Consider the following 22062-nt stretch of genomic DNA (forward strand, 5'->3'; position numbering starts at 1 on the left):
GGGGAGATCGGTGGGGAAATCGGTAGAACAAGGCGGCCCCCATGATAAGCCGCCGGGCCCGGCTTGGGTACCCGGCAAGCCATGCGAGCCATGCGCCGGCGTCATTCCGCCCGGATGTTCGCGCTCTTGATGAGTTGCGCCCACTTGGCCACTTCGCTCTTCTGGAACGCGGCCAGTTCGGCCGGGCCCGCGCCGGAAGGCTCGATCCCGAGCGAGGCCAGCCGAGCGCGCATGTCCGGCTCCTGGATGATCTTGCCGATGTCCGTGGCAAGGCGGTTGACGATGGGCGCGGGGGTGCCGGCGGGGGCGAACACGGCTTGCCAGGAAACGATCTCGTAGCCTTGCAGCTTCGGGCCGCCGGCCTCGGCGATCGTGGCGACGTCAGGCAGTTCGCGCGAGCGCTTGGCGGCGGTGGTGGCCAGCGCCCGGAACTTGCCGGACTGGATCATCGGCATGGCGGCCACGCTGTTCTCGAACAAGACATCGACCTGGTTGCCCAGCAAGGCCTGCACGGCCGGGCTGCTGCCCTTGAACGGCACGTGGAGCAGCTTGACGCCGGCCATGCTGGAGAACAGCTCGCCGGCCAGATGCTGCGAGGTGCCGTTACCAGCCGAGCCGAAGGAGACCGCGCCGGGCTTGGCCTTGGCGGCGGCGATCACGTCTTGCACGTTCTTCCACGGGCTGTTGGCGTTGACCACCAGCAGGTTGGGCAGCGTGCCGATCAGGGCCACGGGCTGAAAGCTCTTGATCGGGTCGTACGGCATCTTCGGGTACAGGCTCACATTGATCGAGTGCGAGCTGATGGTGCCGCCGACCAGGGTGTAACCATCCGGCGCGGCCTTGGCCACGTAGTCGGAGCCGATATTGCCGCCTGCGCCGGCACGGTTTTCCACCACCACCGGCTGGCCGATCATCTGCGACAGGCGCTGGCCGATCAGGCGGCCGAGCACGTCGGTGGTGCCGCCCGCGGCAAAGGGAACCACATAGCTGATCGGCTTGGCCGGCCAGGCGTCCTGTGCATGGGCCGGGGCGCCAACGGTCGACAGGGCGCAGGCAAGCAGGCCTAAGGCGAGGCGGCAACGGGAAAGCGGATGGGACCGGCGGGACCGATGGGCTGGCTGGCTGGCCCGGAGGGGCCGCAGGTGCAGAAGCATGTCTTGGTCTCCATGGTATTTTTGTCTTGGCTATCGTCCTTTGCGCTGCGTTGCACGGCCGCTATGATCTGGCAAGCGGCACATGTGGCAGGGCGGGATCGCCTGGCAACAATCTACACGCGTGCTGCAGCAGTAGCCTTGCGTTTCATGCATAACAGAAATGCGCCTTATGCCAAGCGCTCAAAGCATTCGCGACATAACAATCGCTACATTCCCGGGCCTTCCGGATCCCCGTGAGCCGGCCCCGGCCTGATCGCACCGCACCATTGCTTCCCTGCCATGACCAGCCAATCCGTTGCAGCTACCGTGTCTTCCTCCTCCTCTTCTTCAACCACCGCCAAGCCGGCGGCCCGCTCCGGCGGCCGGGTCCTGGTGGATGCGCTGCGCATCCATGGCGCCGAGCGCATCTTCTGCGTGCCCGGTGAGAGCTTCCTGGATGTCCTTGACGCACTGCACGATCAACCCGCCATCGACCTGATCGTCTGCAAGCACGAAGGCGCGGCGGCCAATATGGCTGAGGCCGATGGCAAGCTCACCGGCCGGCCGGGCATCTGCTTTGTCACGCGCGGGCCGGGTGCTACCCACGCCAGCATCGGCGTGCATATCGCGGCGCAGGATTCCACGCCGATGCTGCTCTTCGTTGGGCAGATCGCCCGCGGCCACAAGGGCAGGGAGGCCTTCCAGGAGGTTGACTACGGCGCCATGTTCGGCTCCATCGCCAAGTGGGTGGTGGAGATCGAGGATCCGGCTCGTATCCCCGAGCTGGTGGCGCGCGCGTTCCAGTGCGCGACGTCGGGCCGGCCGGGCCCGGTGGTGATTTCCCTGCCGGAAGACGTGCTGGACGGCCTGTGCGAGGTGGCCGATACCGGCCGCTATCGCCCGGTGGCGGCGGCACCGGGCGCGGCTGATGCCGATGCACTCGCGACCGCGCTGGCCGGGGCCGAGCGCCCGCTGGTGATTGCCGGCGGCGCCAACTGGAGCGCGCGCGCCGCGGCCGATTTTGCGGCCTTCGTGCAGCGCTGGAACCTGCCGGTGGCCTGCGCCTTCCGCCGCCAGGACGTGTTCGACAACCGTGACCCGCACTACGTCGGGCACCTCAGCCTGGGCGTGAACCCGGCGCTGGCCGAGCGCGTGCGCACGGCCGACGTGATCCTGGCCTTCGGCACGCGGCTGGGCGATATCGTGACCGACGGCTATACCTTGCTGGAGGCCCCGCAGCCGCGCCAGCGCCTGTTCCACCTGCATGCCGACAGCGCCGAGCTGGGCCGCGTCTACCAGCCCGAGCTGGCCATCCACGCGGGCATCGAACCCGGCGCTGCCATGCTGGCCGCGCTCACGCCGCCGGCGGCGGCGCGCTGGGGCAATTGGACCAGCGCCGCGCGCGCCGCGCATGGCGCCTTCGTGGCCCCGGCCAAGCCGCACCCGCAGCTCACCGGCGTGGACATGGGTGCCGTGATCGCGCACCTGGACCGCGTCCTGCCCGACGATGCGGTGCTGACCAATGGCGCTGGCAACTACACGGTCTGGCTGCATCGCTACTATGCCTATCGGCAGCCGCGCACCGAGCTGGCCCCCACCTGCGGCGCCATGGGCTACGGCCTGCCCGCGGCGGTCGCCGCCAAGCTGCGCGACCCGCAGCGCACGGTGGTGTGCTTTGCCGGCGACGGCTGCTTCCTGATGTACCCGCAAGAAGTGGCCACGGCCGCGCAGTACGGCGCCAACCTGATCGTGGTGGTGGTCAACAACGGCATGTACGGCACCATCCGCATGCATCAGGAAAAGCGCTATCCCGGACGCGTCAGCGGCACGGATATCCCGAGCCCGGATTTCGTGGCGATGGCGCAATCGTGCGGAGCCTGGGCCGAGCGCGTGACGCGCACGGAAGACTTCGCCGCGGCCTTTGCGCGTGCCCAGGCCGCGGGCAAGCCCGCCGTGCTGGAACTGGTCACGGACCCGCGCCAGATCACCCCGGCGATGCGGATCGCGGACTAAAGGAAAAAGCAAAAAAACAAAAAACGAAAAACGAAAAACAAAAAACAAAAAACAAAAATACAAGACAGGAGACACCACATGACCGATGCCACGCTGGCCGGCTTGCGCAGCCAGTTTGCCGGCCGCTTGCTGACCACCGCCGAGGACACGGCGCCGTTTCTCACCGACTGGCGCCGCAGCCGCACCGGCCGCGCCCTGGCGGTGGCGCAGCCCGATAGCACTGCCGACGTGGCGGCCATCGTGCGCTGGTGCGCAGCGCACCAGGTGCCGCTGGTGCCGCAGGGTGGCAATACCGGCATGGTCGGCGGCGCCATCCCCGACGACGGCGGCCGCGCGCTGGTGCTTTCCACGGCGCGGCTGAACCGCATCCGCGAGATCGATCCGCTCAACAATACGTTGACCGCCGAGGCGGGCTGCATCCTGGCCGCCGTCCAGCAGGCGGCGCAGGATGCCGGGCGCCTGTACCCGCTGTCGCTCGGCGCTGAGGGCAGTTGCACCATCGGCGGCAATCTCGCCAGCAACGCGGGCGGCGTGCAGGTGCTGCGCTACGGCAATACGCGCGAGCTGTGCCTGGGGCTGGAAGTGGTGACGCCCGACGGCGAGTTATGGGACGGCCTGCGCGGCCTGCGCAAGGACAACACCGGCTACGACCTCAAGCAGCTCTTCATCGGTGCGGAGGGCACGCTGGGCGTGATCACCGCCGCCACCCTCAAGTTGTTCCCGCGCCCGGCAGCGCGCATGACAGCGCTGGCGGCCGTGAGCGATCCGCAGGCGGCGTTGCGCCTGCTGGAACTGGCCCAGCGCCGGCTGGCCGCCACGCTGACGGCGTTCGAGCTGATGAGCGACGTGTGCGTGGCGCTGGTGGCGCGCCATTTCCCGGATTGCCGCACGCCCTTCGAACAGGCGCATCCGTGGTATGTGCTGCTGGAGAGCAGCGATCCGCATGGCGAGGCGCGCGCCACGCAGGCCTTCGGGGAGCTGATGGAAGAGGCCTTCGAGGCCGGCATCGTGGCCGACGCCGCCATTGCCGCATCGCTGGCGCAGTCCGACGGCCTGTGGCGGATCCGCCATCACCTGCCGGATGCCCAGTCGCTGGAGGGCGACAACCTCAAGCACGACATCTCGGTGCCGATCTCCGCGATTGCCGAGTTCATCGCGCACACCGGCGCCGCCATCGTGGCCGCCAACCCGGGCGCACGGGTGATTGCATTTGGCCACTTGGGTGACGGCAACCTGCACTACAACGTCAGCGCGCCATACGGCGTTGCGCAACCGGACTTTGTGCGGGCCAACGGCGCGGCCATCGGCGCGCTGGTGTACGAGGCCGTGCACCGCGTGCGCGGCTCGATCTCGGCCGAACATGGCATCGGCCAGCTCAAGGTCGAAAAAAACGCGCACTACAAATCCGCCGTGGAAATGGCGCTAATGCAAAAGATCAAGCAGGCGCTGGACCCGCGCGGGCTGATGAACCCGGGCCGGCTGCTGCCGGGCGCATCGCGCTGAGTACACCGCGCGCACCACGACAAGAACCACAGAGGAGACACCATGCACCAAGGCTATCAGCCGTCGCGCCGCACGCTGCCCGCGGTCCTGGCCGCCATCGCCGCATACGTGGCGTTGCCGGCGCGGTCATGACCGGCACCCAGATGGTGCATGTGCCTTACAAGGGCAGCGCGCTGGCGGTGACGGACCTGATGGGCGGCCAGGTGCAGATCATGTTCGATAACGCGCCGACCTCGCTGCCCTTCGTCAAGTCCGGCAAGCTCACGGCGCTCGCGGTGACCGGCACCCAGCGCATGAGCGCGCTGCCCAATGTGCCGACGATGGAAGAGGCGGGCCTGCCGGGCTTTGTGACCGGCTCCTGGTTCGGCCTGTTCGCGCCCGCCGGCACGCCGCGCGAGATCGTGGCGAAGGTGAGCGACGCGGTGATGGCGGCCATGCGCAGGCCCGAGTTCCGCGAGCAGCTGGTCAACGCCGGCGCAGAGCACGGCCCCAAGCCCGCCGCCGAGTTTCAGAGCTTTGCGCTGGCCGAGAAGGTGCGCTGGGAAAAGGTCGTCAAAGCTGCCGGCGTTTCGGTCAACGAGTAAAACCCTGGGCGCGCCATGCGCGCCGGATCTGACGGAGCCCCTATGCAAAGCCAACCCCCAGCCACCGTGCGCCACGGCGCCGCCGCGCTGCGCACCATGGCGCAGGCCATGTTCGAGCGAGTGGGCATGCCCGCCGACCGGGCCGCCGACGTGGCGGACATCCTGGTCGAAGGCGACCTGATGGGTCACGATACGCACGGCCTGCAACTGCTGCCCATCTACCTGGCCGAAATCGAGAGCGGCAGCATGGCAGTCAAGGAAGACTACGAGGTGCTGGCCAACCGCGCTGCCGTGGCCACCTGGGACGGCAAGCGCCTGCCGGGGCCGTGGCTGACGCTGCGCGCCATGGAAAGCGCGATGGCGCGGGCGCGCGACTACGGCACCGGCACGGTCACCATCCGGCGCGCGCACCATATCGCGTGCCTGGCGGCCTACCTGGAGCGGGCCACGCGGGCGGGTTTTGTCATGCTGCTGTACTCGTCGGCGCCAGCGGCCAGTACCGTGGCACCGTTCGGCGGCACCCGCCCGGTGTTTTCGCCCAGCCCGATGGCGGCGGGCTTTCCCACGCCACAGGGGCCGGTGCTGATCGATGTCTCGACCTCCATCACCACGGTTGGGCTGACCACGCGGCTGTACAAGGAAGGCAAGCGCCTGCCGCATCAGTGGCTGATCGACGAGAACGGCAACGCCAGCGACGACCCTGCCGTCATGTTCCCGCCGCACGCGGGCTCGATCCTGCCGCTGGGCGGGCTCGATGCCGGCCACAAGGGCTATGCGCTATCGCTGATGGTGGAGGCGCTGACCGCCGGCCGGCAAGCGCTGGGGCAATACCGTGTTCCTGCAGATACTGGATCCATCTGCCTTTGCCGGCGAAGAAGCCTTTGCCGGGCAAATGGGCTGGATCGCGCGGGCCTGCACGGACAATCCGCCTCGGCCGGGCGTGGATCGCGTGCGCCTGCCAGGGCAGGGCGCGCTGGAACGCAAGGCGCGCCAGCTGCGCGATGGCGTGGCCCTGAACCCCGCCATCCTGCCGCAGCTCCAGCCCTGGCTGGACAAATTCGGCATGGCCGCGCCAGCGCCGCTGGCTTGAGGCCAGGCCTGGCGCCGAGGCGCGATCAGTCTTGCCAGAAGCCCACGTGCGCCTGCGCCGCCTCGTCCTCCAGCGCGGGGCCCAGCACGGCAACGCTGTGCTGCCCGCGCGCGAACACCTCCCGGCAGGGCAGCGAAAAGGTGGGGTTCTCGGGATGCGCGCCGGTCAGCGTCAGCAAGCGGTGCTCGGACAGCGCATACACCACCCGGCCGATGTTGCACCAGTAGATGGCGCCGGCGCACATGCAGCAGGGCTCCGCGCTGGTGTAGAGCGTGGCGCGTGCGAGCGCCTGCGGCGACAGCTTGCGGGCAGCATCGGCCGCGGCGGCCAGTTCGGCGTGCTGGGTGGGGTCGCCCTCGGGCGGCATCGAGTTGTTGCCGGCGCTGGCGATGACGTTGCCATCGGCGTCCGCGACCAGCGCGGCAAAGGGATGCCGCCCGCGCGCGCGGGACTCCGCCGATAGGCGAATGGCCTCGCGCAGCAGGCGCAGGTCCTGTTGGCTCAGCGCCGTCGCGGCGGTGTCCGTAGCAGTGGCGTCGGCGGCGATCAATGTGGTCATGGTCCGGTCCCGGTGGGTTCGTGGCGTGCGTGGAGCGAATCATGACATGCCAGCCGCAGGCCCTGGCCACGGCGCCACCATCTGGCCGCTGGTGCGCTGGTGCGCTGGTGCCTAGCGATCCTGCGCGCGCAGCGCCGCTTCGATGCCGCGAATGCTCTCGACCAGTTGCGGGCGCACCGTCTCAAGCAGTAGCGCGGCCGGCACGATGGCGGTGGGTCCACTGCACGACAATGTCATCGGCGGCAGCGCGGGGCCGGGCCGGAACGCGGCGGCGATCGAGTTGATGTCCGGCAACCATTCGCCAAACGATGTGGTGCAGCCCTGGCGCTCGACTTCCGCGCGGCTGCGTTCCACAATGGCCTGCGCACTGGCAGCGTCCGTCCCTTCCTGCTGCCGGAAGGCCGCCAGTGCTTGCCGTTGCTCCACGGCCGGCAACGCTTCCAGGTAGGCACGCCCCGCGGCCGAGGTGAGCCCGGAAATGCGTGTGCCAACCGCCACCCGCAACGTCAGGTAAGACTCCGACTGGCAGTTCTCAAAGATCAGCATCTGCGCCCGGTCGCGCACGATCAGCGATGTCACGCCCTGGGACAGGTCGGCCAGCTCCTGCATGAACGGCCGCACCACCGCCAGCACATCCACGCCACGCTGCGCCGCCGGCGCGAGGGCCAGCGCCGAGCTCCCCAGCTGGTACTTGGCCTGCTCCGGGTCCAGCCGCAGGTAGCCCAGCTCCGTCAGCGTATGCGTGAGGCGCGATACCGTGGACTTGGGCAAGCCGCAGCGCTGCGCCAGCTCCGCGTTGCCCAGCCGTGTCTCGAAGCTGCGGAAACTCGCCAGCACGTCGAGGCCCCGCGCCAATGCAGTCACGAAATGCCGGTCTTCCTTATGCTGCGGGTTGTCTTCGGTCTGCGGGTCGGACATGGGTGGCCTCGGCGGCTTGGGGGGACTTACCGGCGGCCTCAGCCTGCGCTGGCCAGCAGCTCACGCAATTTGGCCTTGAGGATCTTGCCGGACGGTGCGGCCGGCAGGTGGGCCACGATCCTGACCTCGGCCGGGATCTTGTAGGGCGACAACTGCTCTCGCAGGAACGCGCGCAACGCGGCCTGGTCCAGCGTCATGCCCTCGCGCACTTCCACAAAGGCGATGACTTCCTCGTTGCCTTCCACCGCGCGGCCCACCACCGCCGACTGCAGCACCGCCGGGTAGGCGTTGATCGATTGCTCGACTTCCTCCGGATACACGTTGAAGCCAGAGTGGATGATGATTTCCTTTGAGCGCCCCACGATGGAAACCGCGCCGTCGGCGTCGATGCGGGCCAGGTCGCCGGTGTGCAGCCAGCCGTCGCCATCGATCACCTGCGCGGTCAGGTCGGCTCGGCGGTAGTAGCCCTTCATCACGTTGGGGCCACGCACCAGCAGCTCGCCGCTGCCATCGGGCAGGGGCTCGCCCAGGCGGATCTCCACGTCAGGCACCACCGGGCCCACCGAGCAATCCGTGCGCGGCGACTCCACCCGGGTCTGGCAGACCGTGGGCGAGGTTTCGGTCATGCCATAGCCGTTATGCAGGATGATCCCGAAGCTGGCTTCGAAGGCGGCCTTGAGCGAGGCAGTGAGCGGTGCGCCGCCCGATTGCGCCATGCGCAGCGCGGGAGCCCGCAGGGGCGTGGCCTGCGCACGGCTCCACTCGATCAGCTTGGCGTACATGGCGGGCACGCCGTGCAGCACGGTAAGTTGCTCCGCGACCAGCGCGTGCGCCAGCTTCTCAGGGCGGAAACGCGGTTCGTAGAACACCGTGGCGCCGTTCGAGAGCGGGCCCACCAGCAGCACGGACAGGCCGTAGACGTGCGAGATCGGCAGCACGCCATAGACGCGGTCGCCCGGCTGCACGCGCGCCTGCAGGCGGTTGGAGCGGCCGATGAACATCAGGTTGGCGTGCGTCAGCATCACGGCCTTGGCGGCGCCGGTGGTGCCGGTGGTGTAGATCAGCGCGGCAACCTGGTCGCGCGCCGCTGCGTCGACCGGCTCGGCCACCGCGGCTTCATTGAGCGTGCCCAGCAGCAGCTTGCCCACATGCGGCCACTCGGCCGGTTGCGCGGCGCGCGCCAGGCCATGCTCGCGCGCTTCGGGATGGGCGTTGTCAAGGTACAACGCGATGCGCGCGCCCGAGTGCTCGATGATGTTGTCGATCTCGCGGGCGGACAGGCGGGCGTTGACCGGCACGGCCCACGCATCCAGCGCGCTCAGCGCCAGGATCAGCACGGCACAGCCCACGCTGTTCTCGGTCACCAGCACCACGCGATCGCCACCGCGCACGCCTGCGCCAGCCAGCGCGCGGGCGGTCTGCGCAATGGCGCCGTCCAGCTCGCCGTAGCGCAGGGACCGCTCGGCATCCATCAGGGCCACGCGCTCGGGGTGGCTTTGGACCCAGGGGCCGATGGTCTGGTGCAGACGGGAAAAAGACGTGGCGGGCCAAGTGGCGGGGGCGGCAGCCGCCGCGGGCGTGGGGGTGCTACTCATCACGGTCTCCAGATAAGGCGTCCGGCGTGGGCCGCCGGATTTTTCGATGGGGCAATAGTCCCACCGATCGCCTTACGCGTCAACTGCACCGTGGAACCAATGTTCTGCAATGCAGAACATTGGTTCCCTCAGAAGCGGAACCGCGCGACCCCCGCAGACAGGCCTGCCGCTTGCTGATCGAGGCTGGCCGCCTGTGCCGTGACGGCATCGACCAGCTCGGCGTTCTGCCGGCTGGTCTGGTCGAGCTGGGCCACCGCTTCGCCCACCGAGCGGATGCCGCGCGCCTGCTCATCGGCCACGCCGCACAGCCGCTCGGCCAGTTGGTGGCTTTGGCCCACCGCTTGTTCGATGCCGCGCATGGCGCTGACCACTTGCCCGCTCAGGCGCGCCCCGCGGGCGATCTCCGCGCTGGCCTGGCCGATGGTGGTGCGAATCTCGCGGGCGGAGTTGGCGCTGCGCTGTGCCAGCCCGCGCACCTCCTGCGCCACCACGGCGAAGCCGCGCCCGGCCTCGCCCGCGCGGGCCGCTTCCACGGCAGCGTTGAGCGCCAGGATATTGGTCTGGAAGGCAATGCTCTCGATCACCTCGACCATTTCCGCAATATTGCGCGAGTGCTGGTTCACGGTGTCCATGGCGCCGCTCATCTCGTTCACCACGGCCATGCCTGCGTCGGTGGCTTCGCGCGCCTGGCGTGCCATCTCGCTGGATTCGGTGGCCTGGGCATGCGCTTGCCCGACCAGCGCGGTGAGGCTGGCGACGCTGTCGGCGGCGGCCGCCAAAGCGGTCGCCTGCAGCGCCGTGCGGCGCGACAGGTCCTGGTTGCCGCTGGCGATGCCGTCGCTGGCCGCGGCGATCTCGGCGGCGGAGAGCTGGATGCCTTCCAGCACACCGGCGAGCTGGTCGCGCATGCGCGCCAGCAGGCTCATCAGGCTGTGATCGTCGCCGGGGTGCACGCGCACTGCTTGCTGCAGGTCACCCGAGGCGATGCGGCTTGCCACCTTGGCCGCATCCGCCGGCTCCCCGCCCAACTCCGAGAGCAGCAGGCGCGAGGCGAACCACGCCAGCGCCGCCGCTGCCGCAAGGCTCGCCACCAGCATGCCGACCATCACGGCCTGGGCGCGCAACTGGCTTGTCGTCACCGTGGCGACCGTATCGGCGGCCTGCTGTTCCTGCTGCTTGCGCGCGACCTCGACCTGGTCGGCCAGCTTCTGCAATTGCTCGCCAAGAAAATGGCCGTCGACCGAAACGGAGCTGTCGAATTGCAACGCGTCCAGAGGCTGCTTGCGCAGCAGCGTGACATAGTCGCGCAGCATCGCCGCGGCGCTGTCGCGTTCGGCCTGCAGCGCCTTTGCCTGTGCGGGCACGGCCGTGCGCACGGTGGCAAGGGCCTGGTCGAGGCGCGCGAGGGCGCCATCGATGTCCGCCGTTGCGCTGTCGCGCTCGGTGCCGCTGGTGGCCATGGTCAGCGCCAGTTGGGCGCGGCCCAACTGCGCCAGTGCCGATTGCGCGCGCTCCGCGGCGATGGCGCCCTGCATGTCGCGTTGATAGAGCGTATCGGTCATCTGCTTGACCGATACCAGGCTGTAGATGCCTGTCAGCCCCACCACGGCGCCGAACACATAGACCAGCGCAAATGCCGCGCACATGCGCGCACTGAGCGGAAGCCGGCCCAGCCAGGCGGGCATGCGCCGGCCGGCGCGGCGTGGGAGGCGAAGGTGGATGGCTTGCAACACGGTTGAGACTCCGATGGACCACGCGGTCCACATGCTGACCCTGGGGTACCGCCATCGGGCGCGCCGGTTTGTAGCACTGGCGTCGCATCGGATGACGGCATGGTGATGTAATGGTTGGCATACTGGCTGCAACCTGTGACGCATGGATGACATCCCGGCATTGCGCAGGGGTAATCGGCTTTGTCATCGTCGTGACACATCCTTGACATGAAATAGAGGGCGAGTCACATTGGCTCACCAGCTTCTCGCGCCTGGCGCCGCGCCTTCCTACGTCACGTCACGTTTACTCCGCCCATGCAGATTGCCTCCCCCCTGGCTGGCGCACCCGTGCCGCGGCTACGCTTGCCGCCGCTCCACGCCGTCTTCCAGCCGATTGTGGTGTTTGGCACCGGCGAGGTGCTGGGCTACGAGGCGCTGGTCCGGGGGCCTGCCAGCTCGCCGCTTGCCATGCCGGACGCCTTGTTCCGCCTGGCCCGCAACGAGGCCGAGACCATCGAGCTGGAGCTGCAGGCGGCGCGCACCGGGCTGTCCACGTGCCTGGCCAACGGCTTGCACGGCAAGCTGTTCCTCAACTTCAGCGCCATGGCGCTGCGCTACCTGCTGGCCGACGGGGGAAGCGCCATGCGTGCCCTGGTGGCGAACAGCATCGCGCCGGATCGCGTGGTCATCGAAGTCACCGAGCAGACACCTATCGAGGACGCGGAGCGCTTCGGGCAGGCCATGGCCGTGTTGCACGAACTGGGCATGCAGTATGCGCTGGACGATTTCGGTACCGGCCATGCCAATCTCGACCGGCTGGTCCACCTCGCGCCGCACTACACCAAGCTGGACAAGTCGCTGGTGCGCGGCATCGGCACCTGCTCGCGCCGGCTCGAGGTCGTGCGCACGGTGCTGGCGCTGGTCAAGGCGCTGGGCGGTGCGGTGATCGCCGAAGGTATCGAGGATGCCGATGAACTGGCGATGTTGCACGATCTCGGCGTGGCCTTCGGGCAGGGATACTATCTCGGGCGGCCGGCGCCGCGTCCAGCGCTCAGCCAGTGCTGGGCGAGCTTGGCCGAGGCAGCCGCGCGGCGGTCTCATCCAGGCGATAGCCCTGGCCATACACAACCGTGATCACCAGGCCATTGCGGGGATGCAACTCCAGCGCCCTGCGCAGGCGCGAGACCAGGCTCGCCAGCGCGCGGGACAGCGGTGGCAGCGAATAGCCCCAGATCGTGCGTTCGATATGGGCGTGGGACAAGACGCGCCCGACGCTGGCAAACAGCAACGATGCCAGATCGAACTCCCTGGGGGTCAGCGCGAGCCGGCGCCCCTGGAACACAACCTCGCGCGACAGGCAATCCAGTGAGTAAGGCCCGACTGTGATGTCGGGGTTCAACGCTTGCCAGCGCGTGGCGGTGCGGCGCTGCAGCGCGTGCAGCCGGGCTATCAGTTCGCGCGCGCGCAGCGGGCGGGTCATGTAGTCGTCGGCGCCCGCCTGCAGGGTATTGACGACCGAATCTTCGTCGCGCCGGTCGGAAACCACCATGACCGGCACCTCGCTGCGCCAGGCGCCGCGCACCGCGCGCACGGCTTCCACGGCGGGCATGTCGGCAAGCTCGTGGTCGATCAGCAGGACGTCGTAGCCGGCCTGGTCAATGCCACGGAAGAGCTCCCCGCTTGCGTGGTAGGTGTGGCAATGCACGCCGGCACGCGAGAGGGCGTCTGCAATGGTCTTGGCCTGGAGCGACATATCCGCTAGCAGTGCAATCTTCATAGGAATTGTCCAACTGGCATTAGTGCGGTTCGGAGGCCAGCGTGGCATCGGCCTGCCAGCCCGCAAGGCGACTAGGACAGGATAGTCCGCGGCGTGAGGGATATCAGTCGGAGCAATCTGCAAGGGCGGGCCGAGGATTCCCAAAACAAGCGAGGGGGCAATCAACGCGGCGAGAGATATCGCACCGGGCCACAGTCGATTGTTGCGGTGCGTATACACAATTTGTCCACGATTGCCGGATCGTGTTATCCACAGCTTGTGTGGATAACCGGGCTTGACGCGCCGCGCTTGGCCAATGGTGGCGGTTATGTATCGGTCTGCCTAAATTTTGAACAGAATCGCTGGCGATGCCTCGCCAGCAATGGCAGACAGTGGCAGATTCAGCGCGGCGGCCTGCGCAGCAGCAATCGCCTGCGCAGCAGCAATCGCGGCGCAACCAAGGCAACCGGCCGCGAGGGGCGAGGGGCGAGGGCAAAACTGACGGGTATCAAGGCGAAGAACGACAGGTAAATTGCGTGGCTTCGCGCAGCCGCACGATGCGGCGGCGCTTGGTGGTGAAATCCGCGGGCGGCGCGGCATCGCTCTGCCATTCGAGGTCCGCCACGGCCACGCCAAGCCCGTCCAGCACCGTTTCCAGCCGGGCGCGGCAGGCCATGCGCACCGCGCTGCCGCCTTCGGCATACAGGCTGAGCGTGCGGCCGCCGGTCTGGCGCAGCCGGTAGTCGGCGGCGAGCGGCAGGGCCTGCGCGAAGGCGCGCGATAGGACGTCGGCAAAGACATGGACTGGCTCGCCGCGCCGTCCCGGCAGCACCAGCATGTCGTCGCAGCGGCCTTCGATGCGGGCCAGCGCCAACGCCGGGCTCCCGCACGGGCATGCATCCGTGCGCCGCACCAGCACGTCGTCCAGCCGGTAGCGCACGACGGGCTGGGTGGTGCGGGTGAAGTCAGTCACGATGGGCACGAAGCGCTCGTGGTCCTGGTCCAGCCATTCCGGCTCGATGTGGACGAACTCCTCATTCAGGTGCAGCGTGCCGTGCGCGCACGTGACGCCGAGAAATCCCTCGGTGGCCTGGTAGACCTCGCCAGGCTCGCCGAATACGTTCGCCAGCAAGGCGCGGTCCTGCGCGTCCAGCACTTCGGCGACCGAGACGACCCGCGCCGGGCGCAGCGCCGTGCGGCCCGCCTGCCGGGCCAGCGCGAGGCTGCGCAGCACCTGCGCGGGCGCCACGACGATGGTGGGCGCGTAGCGCTCCAGCCGCGCCAGATGCGCCTCGAACGGCGTGAACAGATCAAAGAACGCGAACGAGAGCCAAGGGTTGCGCACTGCCGTGTAGAGGTTGCTGTTGGCGCGCAGGAACAGCGCCACGCGCTCCCCCGCGAGCAGCCCGCGCGGCACCAATCTGGCCAGCAGCGTGCCGGCCCATTGCGCCTGCTCCCGGCGGCTCACCACAAATGCGCCGCGCCCGCCCGAGGTGCCCGAGGACAGCCCCACGCTAAAGCCCTGCAACGTCGGGCTGAAATCCCGCGAAGCCTCGGCCTGCCGGGCACAGGCAAGGACATCGTCAAGGCGCAGCCCGGCCGTGTTGATACGGTCGAAATTGGCCATCATCACCGCCTTGTCCATGCGCGGCCAGTCTTGCGTCGGCTGTGCCAGCAACGGGGCGAAGTACGGGCTGCGCGCCAGCACGCGTTGGCGGAAGCGGGCCATCTGGCGGGCCTGGTGCGCCTCCAGTTCGGCGCGGCTGGCAAAGCGCAGCCTGCGCGCGCGCCAGTAGGCGCCGAGCATGCGTGGCAGTTGCATCAGAGCGCTCCCTCGTGGGTCAGGCGAATCTTCACCTGGCCATTGCGATGCAAGGCGTGCAGTTGCCTGAGCGTGGCATGGTAGGTGCGGGGGTCTTCCATGATCAGGTTGGCGATGGAAGACGGACCGATCAGCTCGCGGTAGCTGGTGGGCGACCATGCCGCGTCGGACGCCAGCAGTACCCAGCCATCCGGCGTTTGCACGAAGGCGCCCAGGTGGCCGGCGGCGTGGCCCGGCAACGCCACCAGGAAGACTTCTCCGTCGCTGTCCGGCAAGGCGTAGCCTTCATGGAACGGCGTGAGCGCGATGGGCAGCGGCCGGCGCGCAAAGGCTTCGATAAAGCCCACGCGCTGCTCGAAATCCGCCGGCATCAGCCCCGGCACGAAGCCCCGGCGCAGCGCGCCAATGCCACGGAGCGACCGCGTGGCTTGCCACCCGGCCCCGGCGCAGTAAAAGCGTGTGCCGGGAAAATCGCGCAGCCCCGCGATATGGTCTCCGTGGAAATGCGACAGGATCACGCCGGCGAGGTCGCGCGCGCCAATGCCTGCCGCGCGCAGCTGGCTCGCCGCCGCCTCGCCGCTGTCGAAATGCACCGGCGTGACCATGCGGTACAGCGCGAACAGCCCGCTGCGCGTGTGGTCGAGGAAGTGCGTGGCATAACCGGTATCCCACAGCCAGCGCTTGCCGCCGGCTGCGATCAGGTAAGCACGCGCCGGGAAGCGGCAGACCGACAGCCCCGCGCCCTTGAGCGCCATGCAGGCGCGGTGCGTGCAGAAGCCCGCCTCAAAGGTGGTGATGCTGGCCATGGTCTCGCATCCATTGCGCCGTCAGGCGGATTCCTTCATCCATCGTATAGGCGGGCCGATAGCCCAGCGCCGCGATGGCCTGCGTGTTGTCGAGTGTCATATCGTAGTGCAGCACGCCCATGGCGTAGCGCGTGAAGGCGGGCTCGCGCCGGCTCAGGGCCGACCAGGTTTCCATGCCGCGCGCCACGGCGTCGGCCAGCGCATAGGGCAGGCGGCGCAGCTGCGGCGGCTGGCCCAGCTCGTCGCCAAGCAGTTGCCCGAGCACCTGGCACAGCCGGCGCGGTTCGTGGTTGGTGATGTTGCAGGCGTGGCCGGAAGTCACCCGGGCACTCGTGCTGGCGAGCTGCATGGCATGGACCACGTTGGGGGTAAAGGTCAGGTCCATCAGCACCTCGCCGGCGCGCGGCAGCGGCAGCTTGCCGCGGCGTTGCGCCATCAGCGCCAGCACGCGCGGCATCAGCACGCGGTCATGCGGGCCGAACAAGGCGCGTGGGCGCAGCATGACGAAGGTGGTGGCGGCCTGGCTGCCCGAGCGCTGCCGTATCGCCGCTTCGGCCAGCGCCTTGGTGTGGGCGTAGTGGTTGGCGTAGCGCCGCGGCCGGTAGCTCTCGGTGATGTCGAGATGGTGCTGATAGTCGAAGTAAAGCGACGGCGTGGAGACGTGCACGAAGCGCGCCACGCCAGCCGCGATCGCCGCGTCGGCGAGCCGCTCGGTGGCGTTCACGTTGGCCGCATGGAAGTCGGCGCGCGCGCCCCACGGCGACGATAGCGCGGCGCAGTGCCAGACCGTGTCCACGCCCTGTAGCAGTGAGCGCGCCTGCGCGGCGTCGAGCGTGGCCAGGTCAGCCGGCACGAAGTTCGCACCAAGCGCGCGCAGCGCCTCGCCTTGCGCGGCGTTGCGGCCGGTGGCGCGCACGGGCAGGCCATGCTGCAACAAGTACTCGATGGCATTGCGGCCGAGGCCGCCGGTTGCGCCGGTCACCAGCGTGATCACAATCGCAGCACCATGGCGCCAAGGGTGAGGCCGGCGGCGGTGCCCAGCAGCAGCGCGCGCGAGCCGGCGCTGGCCCTGCCGCTGAGCATGGCTTCGTGCAAGGCGGTGGGCAGGGATGCGGCCACCTGGTTGCCGTGCGAGCGGTAGATATCCACCACGGATGCCGCTGGCACACCCAGGCGGCGCCCGATGTGCTGCATGGCGAGATGGCTGGCCTGGTGCGGCACCACCACATCGATCTCGTCCAGGCGCAGCTTGCCCGCGCCGAGCAAGCCGGCCAGGAAGGCGTCCATCACTGTGGAGGCCATCTTGAAGACGCGCTTGCCTTCCATATGGAACAGGAAGTCGGACTCGCGCGCACCCATGCGCGGGCTAGTGCGGGTGCCACCGGCGCGGATCTCGCAGAAGGCCTTGCCCGCGGGATAGGTCTCCATGCGGTACGCTTCGATACCGGTGCTGCCGTCGCCACGCTCCACCACCGCCGCGGCGGCGCCGTCGCCAAAGATGAGAGAGGCCTCCGGCTGGCTCCAGTCCAGCCCGCGAGAGGCCAGGTCGGACGCGACCACCGCGATGCGGCGATAGGTGCCGCTGTGCAGCAGGCTGGCCGCCACCTGCAAGGCGGCCAGGAAGCTCAGGCAACTGGCATTGACGTCGAAGGCCGGTGTGCCGGCGGGGATGCCGGCGGCCTCGAGCAGCCGGGCACCGGTGCAGGGCAGGGCTTGCTCCTGCACGCCGGCGGCGGAAATCACCAGGCCGATCGAATCCGGGGCGATGCCGCCGCGTGTCATGGCCTGGCGCAGCGCGGCGGCGGCCAGCGCGGATTGCGTGTCGCCCGGGCCAGCATGGTAGCGGTGGTCGATGCCGGAGGTTTTCCTGACGTAACCGGCGGCCTTGCCGAGCAGCGTGTCCAGCTCGGCGGAGGTGACCTGCCGGGCAGGTAGTGCTTTGCCTGTGGCCAGGATTCGTAATGGCAGCATGTCTATGGTTTGGTCTCCCGACGGCGTAAGCAAAGCGGCGGGATGAGATTGTTCCTTAAGGTGCGGTGCGGTGAGGTGGGTCAAGAAGGAGAGCGCGTATTGTAATGATTTGGGCGGCAGGGTGGCCTGATCGCTTGCGCCTCAGATGGAAACGCGGCGGCCAATCTCCACCACTTGGTCGCTTGGCAGCCGGAACAGATCGGTAACGTGCATGCCGTTCTTCACCATCAAGGCGAACAGCTTGCCTTGCCATCGCGGCATCCGGCTGTCACTCTCGCGCAGCACGATCGTCTCCAGCCCCATGTAGTAGGTGATGGCGCCCAGGTCCAGCGCGCAGGGCAGCACCTGGGGCTGCAGCAGCAGCTTGGGAATGTCGGGCCGCTCCATGAAGCCGTAGCGGGCATTCAGGCGCCAGACGTCCGGCATCAGTTCCGTTAGCGTCAAGCGCTCGGCATCCTTGATCCACGGCACTGTCTGCGTCACGACGCTCAAGGCCAGGATCTTCTGCTGCAGGGCGTGGTTGCGCTTGACATGCCACAGCATGACTGGTGGCGTGCCATCCAGCGTTCGTGTCAGGAACACCCCGGCCCCGGGCACGCGCGGAATGTTCTTTGCCTGCACCTCGCCCAGGAACGCTTCGATCGGCATGACGTCTTCGTTGATGGCCGCCGAAATCGCGGCCGTGCCCCGATGCCAGATCAGCATGACGCCATAGACAACCGCGGCCAGCATCAACGGGATGTACCCGCCATCCAGCATCTTGGCGAGATTGGCCACGAAGAACCCGCTGTCGATGATCAGGAAGACGCCGGACACGGCCGCGCTGGCCCACAGATTCCAGCCCCAGATATCGCGCATGGCGATAAACAGCAGCACGGACGTCATCAACATGGTGAGGGAAACGGCGATGCCATACGCGGAAGCCAACTGATCCGACGATTTGAAGAACAGCGCCAGGCTGACGGTCACAAGCATCAACAGCCAGTTGACCGTGCCGACGTAAATCTGCCCATAGCCTTGCTCGGAGGTCTGCCTGATCTGCAGGTGCGGCAGCCATCCCAGCAGGATCGCCTGACGCGTCATGGAGAAGGCGCCGGTAATGATGGACTGGCTGGCGATCACCGTCGCCACGGCGGCCAGGATGACCAAGGGCACCAGCAGCGGCGGCGGGCAGAGGAGGTAAAAGATATTGTGCGTTGAATCGACCCCGGACAACACCAGTGCCGCCTGTCCGGCATAGTTGAGCAGCAGGCTGGGGAACACGATGGCGGACCAGGCGAGGCGGATCGGGCGCGGCCCGAAATGCCCCATGTCGGCATACAGCGCCTCGGCGCCGGTCACGCAGAGGAAAATGAGGAAGCTGGTATAGCCATTGGAGAACAGGAACGCCAGGCCGTAGAGCGGGTTGAGCGCAATCAGGATCGACGGGTGCAGCAGGATGCCGCGGATGCCGAGCACGGCTATGCACAGAAACCATAACGCCATGACCGGGCCGAAGGCCCTGCCGATGCGGGACGTTCCCATTGGCTGGATGGCAAACAGCGCAACCAGGATCGCCACCGTGGCCGGCAAAATAAAGGATTTGGCCTCGGGAAAGACAATATTCAATCCCTCCAGCGCTGAGAGCACGGAAATGGCGGGCGTGATGGCGCCGTCGCCATAGATCAGCGCTGCCCCGAACAGGCCGGCAGCCACCACCAGGGGGCGCTTTCTCTTCTTGATCCCCAACAACGACATCAAGGCAAGAATGCCGCCCTCGCCGTTGTTGTCGATGCGCATGGCGAAGGACACATACTTCACCGTTGTGACGATGATCAATGTCCAGATCAGCAGGCTCAAAAGGCCCAGGATAACCGGCGCCGAAGGCTTGCCGCCCGAGAGCGCAAGCACGGTCTTCAGGGTATAGAGCGGGCTGGTGCCGATATCGCCGAATACCACGCCCAGTGCGGACAGCCCCATGACGGCCAGGCCGGGACGGGTTTTAGCGGGCGTATCGATCAGCGCGGAGGCTTGCGGCATGACTATCTCTCCAGTCAACCCATTGAAGAACGTTCCGAGAATTCGGGACAAAAATCATGGCTGATAAGCCATAGCCTGATGATGATCTTGAGGAAAAACCTGCAATCCCATCCGGAAGATGCGGACCAGGCCGAGCGTGAGGCGTTGGCCGGGGCGGGTGGCCCGGCAACCGTCGCCGCAGGATACCGGGCGCACCGGATGCGGGTCGGGTAGCCGGCTGGCCGGCCACCCTGGCCGGCAACGCGGTCAGGGTGCCGAAACCGGACGGCCGGTCAGCGGATAGTTCGGATCGTTGTAGCCATGCGTGGAGGCATGTCCGGGGCGCACCAGCTGGTCGACCAAGGCTTCCTCCGCGGCGGAGATGGCCACGCCAACCGCGCCAAAGTAATCCTCGAATTGTGCCAGCGTGCGCGGCCCGGCAATCACCGAGCTGACGATCGGGTTGGCCAGCACCCAGGCGGTAGCGAACTGACCCAGCTTGAGGCCGCGTGCATCGGCATGCGCCTTCAGTGCCTGGGCAATCACCAGCGACTCCTCGCGGAACTCGGTTTCCATCATGCGGCGGTCGGCGCGGCCCGCGCGTGAGTCTTGCGGGGGCTGCTGGCCGGGCAGGTACTTGCCGGTGAGCACGCCGCGCGCAATCGGGCTGTAGGGCACGACGCCAAGGCCGAAGTGCTGGCAGGCCGGCAGGATTTCCACCTCGGGCATGCGGTTGAGCAGGTTGTAGTACGGCTGGCAAACCACCGGGCGCGGCGCGCCGAGCTGGTCGCACAGGCGTGCGACCTCGGCAATGCGCCAGCCGCGGAAGTTGGACAAGGCCCAGTAGCGGACCTTGCCGGCCCGGATCAGGTCGCCCATGGCGCGCACGGCCTCTTCGAGGTTTTCGCCGGGGTAGTCCCGGTGCAGGTAGAGGATATCGAGATAATCAGTGCCCAGGCGGCGCAGGCTTTCCTCGGCTTCGCGCAGGATCCAGACGCGCGAGTAGTGCGAGTGGTTGGGCGCAGCCTGCATCGGATTACCGAGCTTGCTGGCCAGGATCCAGTCGTGGCGATCGGCGGCGAGCAGCTTGCCCACCATGCGCTCGGAGCCGCCTTTGCTATACACATCCGCGGTGTCGATGAAATTGACACCATGCGCGCGGGCGCTGTCGACGATGCGTCCGGCCTCCGTTTCATCGGTCTGGTCGGCGAACATCATGGTGCCGAGGCACAGGGCCGATACCTTGAGGTTGCTGGCGCCCAAGCGCCGGTATTTCATCTCGAACTCTGACATTGCGGTCTTCCTTGATGTGGTGGGCCGGGACGTCTGGATACATCCCCGGGGCGAAAGCACGAAAGCTTAACGCCAGTGGCGAAATCGTGCCGGAAAACGCGCGGCGAACGGGCCTGGGACCGCCGCCGCGGCCAGGCTATGCCAGAATGCTGGCATTGTGATGCCGCGCCGCCAGGCGTAACCTAACGCTCATGCTCAGCCCCTCCCTCATCGCGGCGATCGTGCTGGTGTTCCATGTGCTTGGCGTCATTGCGGCCTTGCACGCGGTCATGACGGTGCGTACCGCGCCCGGCGCCATTGCGTGGGCCGGCTCGCTGGTGATGATGCCGTACTTCACGCTGGTTCCTTACCTGATCCTGGGCAGCAGCAATTTTGCCGGCTACGTGAACGCCCGCCGGTTCAATAACGACCGGCTGCGCGAGGTCACGCACGGCATGGACCCCGGCCCGGCTTACCGGCACGCCTTGCCTGGCCAACAATGCGGTGCGGCTGCTGATCAATGGCGAGGCCACCTTCGAAGCCATCTTTGCCGCCATTGCCGGCGCGCAACAGGTGGTGATCGTGCAGTTTTTCATTGTTCATGACGATGCGCTGGGCCAGCGCCTGCAGCGCCTGCTGTGCGAACGCGCTGCCGCGGGCGTGAAGGTGTATTTCCTCTACGACAGCATCGGCTCGCATGCGTTGCCAGGCCGGTACGTCAAGGTGCTGGCAGCCGCCGGGGTGCAGGCGCGCGCCTTTGCCACGCGGCGCGGCTTTGTCAATCGCTTCCAGCTCAACTTTCGCAACCACCGCAAGCTGGTGGTGGTGGATGGCGAGTGCGCGTTCACGGGCGGTCACAACGTCGGCAACGAGTACCTCGGGCAAACGCCACCGCTGGCCCTGGCGCGACACGCATATCGAGATCCGCGGCAGCGCCGTGCTCGGGGTGGACGTACGCATCCTGTTGCCGGCCCGCCCCGACCATCTCGTGGTGTTCGCCGCCTCCACGCTGTATGCCTACCAGGCGGTCTGCGCGGGGGTGAAGATCTATCGCTACCAGCCGGGCTTCCTGCACCAGAAGGTCATCCTGATCGACGACGAGGCCGCGGCGGTGGGCAGCGCGAATCTCGACAACCGCTCGTTCCGGCTCAACTTCGAGCTGATGGTGATGACCGCCGACCGTGCTTTTGCCGCAAGCGTGACACGCATGCTGGAGGCGGACTTCGCGCAGGCCTGCCAGATCGAGCGCAGCGAATACACCAGCGCGCCGACCCTGCGCCGCGTGGCGATGCACGTGGCCAAGCTGTTTGCGCCGATCCTCTAGCCGCGG

Annotated in this window: 18 protein-coding genes and 2 pseudogenes; 7 read left to right on the top strand and 13 right to left on the bottom strand. The window is 67.8% G+C overall.

Annotation, left to right across the window (positions count from 1 at the left end; genetic code table 11):
• Positions 1-101: 101 nt before the first annotated feature.
• Complete coding sequence (locus tag OR16_RS21385; RefSeq protein ID WP_006160039.1) at positions 102-1154, bottom strand: Bug family tripartite tricarboxylate transporter substrate binding protein; 1053 nt, start codon at positions 1152-1154, stop codon at positions 102-104.
• A gap of 279 nt (positions 1155-1433) precedes the next feature.
• Here OR16_RS21385 and OR16_RS21390 point away from each other — a divergent pair, with 279 nt between their 5' ends.
• The 4 genes and pseudogenes from OR16_RS21390 to OR16_RS47785 all read left to right on the top strand — a co-directional run.
• Positions 1434-3146, top strand: a complete 1713-nt coding sequence (locus OR16_RS21390) for a thiamine pyrophosphate-binding protein (RefSeq protein WP_050983055.1) — start codon at positions 1434-1436, stop codon at positions 3144-3146.
• Between the two features lie 78 nt (positions 3147-3224).
• Positions 3225-4649, top strand: coding sequence for an FAD-binding oxidoreductase (locus OR16_RS21395; RefSeq protein ID WP_006160041.1), 1425 nt, complete (start codon positions 3225-3227; stop codon positions 4647-4649).
• A gap of 128 nt (positions 4650-4777) precedes the next feature.
• The gene (locus OR16_RS21400; RefSeq protein WP_006160042.1) at positions 4778-5233 is read left to right on the top strand and encodes a Bug family tripartite tricarboxylate transporter substrate binding protein; all 456 of its coding nucleotides are present in this window, start codon (positions 4778-4780) and stop codon (positions 5231-5233) included.
• 126 nt (positions 5234-5359) lie between these two features.
• Positions 5360-5980: pseudogene (locus OR16_RS47785) on the top strand (Ldh family oxidoreductase); the annotation flags it as partial.
• Between the two features lie 368 nt (positions 5981-6348).
• Here the strand turns inward: OR16_RS47785 and OR16_RS21410 are convergent.
• The 4 genes from OR16_RS21410 to OR16_RS21425 all read right to left on the bottom strand — a co-directional run bounded on the left by OR16_RS21410 (position 6349) and on the right by OR16_RS21425 (position 11128).
• Positions 6349-6882: a nucleoside deaminase gene (locus OR16_RS21410; protein WP_006160043.1), complete on the bottom strand. Its 534-nt coding sequence runs from the start codon at positions 6880-6882 to the stop codon at positions 6349-6351.
• Between the two features lie 111 nt (positions 6883-6993).
• Positions 6994-7800, bottom strand: coding sequence for an IclR family transcriptional regulator (locus OR16_RS21415; protein ID WP_006160044.1), 807 nt, complete (start codon positions 7798-7800; stop codon positions 6994-6996).
• A 38-nt stretch (positions 7801-7838) separates the two neighbouring features.
• Positions 7839-9395, bottom strand: coding sequence for a class I adenylate-forming enzyme family protein (locus tag OR16_RS21420; RefSeq protein WP_006160045.1), 1557 nt, complete (start codon positions 9393-9395; stop codon positions 7839-7841).
• Between the two features lie 128 nt (positions 9396-9523).
• The gene (locus OR16_RS21425) at positions 9524-11128 is read right to left on the bottom strand and encodes a methyl-accepting chemotaxis protein (protein ID WP_006160046.1); all 1605 of its coding nucleotides are present in this window, start codon (positions 11126-11128) and stop codon (positions 9524-9526) included.
• Between the two features lie 294 nt (positions 11129-11422).
• Between OR16_RS21425 and OR16_RS21430 the strand changes: the two genes are divergently transcribed.
• Positions 11423-12241 (top strand): EAL domain-containing protein, encoded by an 819-nt coding sequence (locus tag OR16_RS21430; RefSeq protein WP_050983056.1) that lies wholly within the window; start codon positions 11423-11425, stop codon positions 12239-12241.
• On the opposite strand, the gene OR16_RS21435 is transcribed toward OR16_RS21430, so the two are convergent.
• Positions 12159-12884: a response regulator transcription factor gene (locus OR16_RS21435; RefSeq protein WP_006160048.1), complete on the bottom strand. Its 726-nt coding sequence runs from the start codon at positions 12882-12884 to the stop codon at positions 12159-12161. The two genes, OR16_RS21430 and OR16_RS21435, sit on opposite strands and share 83 nt — an antisense overlap.
• Positions 12885-12977: 93 nt before the next feature.
• Here OR16_RS21435 and OR16_RS43605 point away from each other — a divergent pair, with 93 nt between their 5' ends.
• On the top strand, positions 12978-13394 hold the full coding sequence (locus OR16_RS43605; RefSeq protein ID WP_141639898.1) for a hypothetical protein: 417 nt from the start codon (positions 12978-12980) through the stop codon (positions 13392-13394).
• Here the strand turns inward: OR16_RS43605 and OR16_RS21440 are convergent.
• The 7 genes from OR16_RS21440 to OR16_RS46175 form a co-directional block, all read right to left on the bottom strand.
• Complete coding sequence (locus OR16_RS21440) at positions 13372-14685, bottom strand: F390 synthetase-related protein (protein ID WP_006160049.1); 1314 nt, start codon at positions 14683-14685, stop codon at positions 13372-13374. The genes OR16_RS43605 and OR16_RS21440 overlap by 23 nt on opposite strands.
• The gene (locus OR16_RS21445; RefSeq protein ID WP_006160050.1) at positions 14685-15491 is read right to left on the bottom strand and encodes an MBL fold metallo-hydrolase; all 807 of its coding nucleotides are present in this window, start codon (positions 15489-15491) and stop codon (positions 14685-14687) included. Before OR16_RS21445 ends, OR16_RS21440 begins: the two co-directional genes overlap by 1 nt.
• Positions 15469-16485: an NAD-dependent epimerase/dehydratase family protein gene (locus OR16_RS21450; protein ID WP_006160051.1), complete on the bottom strand. Its 1017-nt coding sequence runs from the start codon at positions 16483-16485 to the stop codon at positions 15469-15471. The genes OR16_RS21445 and OR16_RS21450 overlap by 23 nt, the downstream gene beginning before the upstream one ends.
• Positions 16482-17462, bottom strand: coding sequence for a 3-oxoacyl-[acyl-carrier-protein] synthase III C-terminal domain-containing protein (locus tag OR16_RS21455; RefSeq protein ID WP_006160052.1), 981 nt, complete (start codon positions 17460-17462; stop codon positions 16482-16484). The genes OR16_RS21450 and OR16_RS21455 overlap by 4 nt, the downstream gene beginning before the upstream one ends.
• Positions 17463-17603: 141 nt before the next feature.
• Positions 17604-19481, bottom strand: a complete 1878-nt coding sequence (locus OR16_RS21460) for a potassium transporter Kup (RefSeq protein WP_006160053.1) — start codon at positions 19479-19481, stop codon at positions 17604-17606.
• A gap of 246 nt (positions 19482-19727) precedes the next feature.
• On the bottom strand, positions 19728-20753 hold the full coding sequence (locus tag OR16_RS21465; protein ID WP_043420543.1) for an aldo/keto reductase: 1026 nt from the start codon (positions 20751-20753) through the stop codon (positions 19728-19730).
• Between the two features lie 136 nt (positions 20754-20889).
• Entirely contained in the window at positions 20890-21090 is a 201-nt protein-coding gene (locus OR16_RS46175) for a hypothetical protein (RefSeq protein ID WP_237717170.1), read from the bottom strand.
• On the opposite strand from OR16_RS46175, the pseudogene OR16_RS21470 reads away from it, so the two are divergent.
• Positions 21002-22056: pseudogene (locus OR16_RS21470) on the top strand (phospholipase D-like domain-containing protein). The gene OR16_RS46175 and the pseudogene OR16_RS21470 overlap by 89 nt on opposite strands.
• The last annotated feature ends 6 nt before the right edge of the window (positions 22057-22062 follow it).

The sequence above is a fragment of the Cupriavidus basilensis OR16 genome, assembly GCF_000243095.1.
GTDB classification, from domain to species: domain Bacteria; phylum Pseudomonadota; class Gammaproteobacteria; order Burkholderiales; family Burkholderiaceae; genus Cupriavidus; species Cupriavidus basilensis_D.

What these genes read in the sequence shown, in the direction of transcription:
- OR16_RS21385 (WP_006160039.1), bottom strand. Translation starts at nt 1,154, where the DNA reads ATGCTTCTGCACCTGCGGCCCCTCCGGGCCAGCCAGCCAGCCCATCGG.
- OR16_RS21390 (WP_050983055.1), top strand. Translation starts at nt 1,434, where the DNA reads ATGACCAGCCAATCCGTTGCAGCTACCGTGTCTTCCTCCTCCTCTTCT.
- OR16_RS21395 (WP_006160041.1), top strand. Translation starts at nt 3,225, where the DNA reads ATGACCGATGCCACGCTGGCCGGCTTGCGCAGCCAGTTTGCCGGCCGC.
- OR16_RS21400 (WP_006160042.1), top strand. Translation starts at nt 4,778, where the DNA reads ATGACCGGCACCCAGATGGTGCATGTGCCTTACAAGGGCAGCGCGCTG.
- OR16_RS21410 (WP_006160043.1), bottom strand. Translation starts at nt 6,882, where the DNA reads ATGACCACATTGATCGCCGCCGACGCCACTGCTACGGACACCGCCGCG.
- OR16_RS21415 (WP_006160044.1), bottom strand. Translation starts at nt 7,800, where the DNA reads ATGTCCGACCCGCAGACCGAAGACAACCCGCAGCATAAGGAAGACCGG.
- OR16_RS21420 (WP_006160045.1), bottom strand. Translation starts at nt 9,395, where the DNA reads ATGAGTAGCACCCCCACGCCCGCGGCGGCTGCCGCCCCCGCCACTTGG.
- OR16_RS21430 (WP_050983056.1), top strand. Translation starts at nt 11,423, where the DNA reads ATGCAGATTGCCTCCCCCCTGGCTGGCGCACCCGTGCCGCGGCTACGC.
- OR16_RS21435 (WP_006160048.1), bottom strand. Translation starts at nt 12,884, where the DNA reads ATGAAGATTGCACTGCTAGCGGATATGTCGCTCCAGGCCAAGACCATT.
- OR16_RS21440 (WP_006160049.1), bottom strand. Translation starts at nt 14,685, where the DNA reads ATGCAACTGCCACGCATGCTCGGCGCCTACTGGCGCGCGCGCAGGCTG.
- OR16_RS21445 (WP_006160050.1), bottom strand. Translation starts at nt 15,491, where the DNA reads ATGGCCAGCATCACCACCTTTGAGGCGGGCTTCTGCACGCACCGCGCC.
- OR16_RS21455 (WP_006160052.1), bottom strand. Translation starts at nt 17,462, where the DNA reads ATGCTGCCATTACGAATCCTGGCCACAGGCAAAGCACTACCTGCCCGG.
- OR16_RS21460 (WP_006160053.1), bottom strand. Translation starts at nt 19,481, where the DNA reads ATGCCGCAAGCCTCCGCGCTGATCGATACGCCCGCTAAAACCCGTCCC.
- OR16_RS21465 (WP_043420543.1), bottom strand. Translation starts at nt 20,753, where the DNA reads ATGTCAGAGTTCGAGATGAAATACCGGCGCTTGGGCGCCAGCAACCTC.